Annotated in this window: 1 protein-coding gene; it reads left to right on the top strand. The window is 68.5% G+C overall.

Features of this window, described 5'->3' with window-relative positions; all coding sequences use genetic code 11:
- On the top strand, window positions 1–1,131 hold a 1,131-nt coding region (locus ABT238_RS38730), incomplete at both ends, for an acyl-CoA dehydrogenase family protein (RefSeq protein ID WP_350807417.1).

Below are 1,131 nucleotides of genomic sequence, written 5' to 3'. Positions count from 1 at the left end.
TTCGATCTCTTCCGGGTCTCCGAGGAGCACGGGATGCTCCGTGAGGCGGTGCGTTCGCTGGCCGAGGCGAAGATCGCGCCGTTCGCGGCGGACGTGGACGAGCAGGGGCGGTTCCCGCGGGAGGCGCTGGAGGCGTTGCGGGGCAATGACCTGCACGCGGTGCATGTGCCGGAGGAGTTCGGGGGTGCGGGGGCGGACGCGCTGGCGACGGTGATCGTGATCGAGGAGGTGGCGCGGGTGTGCGCGTCCTCGTCGCTGATCCCGGCGGTGAACAAGCTGGGTTCGCTGCCGGTGCAGTTGTCGGGGTCGCGGGAGCTGAAGGAGAGGTATCTGGGGGCGCTGGCGCGCGGGGAGGGGATGTTCTCGTACTGCCTGTCGGAGCCGGAGGCGGGTTCGGACGCGGCGGGGATGAGGACGCGGGCGGTGCGGGACGGGGATTTCTGGGTGCTGGACGGGGTGAAGCGCTGGATCACCAACGCGGGTGTGTCGGAGTTCTACACCGTGATGGCGGTGACGGATCCGGAGAAGCGTTCGAAGGGTATTTCGGCGTTCGTGGTGGAGAAGGGCGACGCGGGGGTGTCGTTCGGTGCGCCGGAGCGGAAGCTGGGGATCAAGGGGTCGCCGACGCGTGAGGTGTACTTCGACAACGTGCGGATTCCGGCGGACCGGATGATCGGTGGGGAGGGGACGGGGTTCGCGACGGCGATGAGGACGCTGGACCACACCCGGGTGACGATCGCGGCGCAGGCGCTGGGGATCGCGCAGGGGGCGCTGGACTACGCGAAGGGGTATGTGCGGGAGCGGCGGCAGTTCGGGAAGCCGATCGGTGACTTCCAGGGTGTGCAGTTCATGCTGGCGGACATGGCGATGAAGCTGGAGGCGGCGCGTCAGCTGACGTATGCGGCGGCGGCGCGGTCGCAGCGCGGTGATGGTGATCTGACGTTCTTCGGTGCGGCGGCGAAGTGTTTCGCGTCGGACGCGGCGATGGAGATCACGACGGACGCGGTGCAGTTGCTGGGCGGGTACGGGTACACCCGGGACTATCCGCTGGAGCGGATGATGCGGGACGCGAAGATCACGCAGATCTACGAGGGCACCAACCAGATCCAGCGCGTCGTGATGGCCCGCAAC

This window comes from Kitasatospora sp. NPDC001527 (genome assembly GCF_040298605.1).
Classification (GTDB): Bacteria; Actinomycetota; Actinomycetes; order Streptomycetales; family Streptomycetaceae; genus Kitasatospora.
Note: the sequence above shows the minus strand (reverse complement) of the source record. Positions and strands in the feature narration are given on the sequence as shown.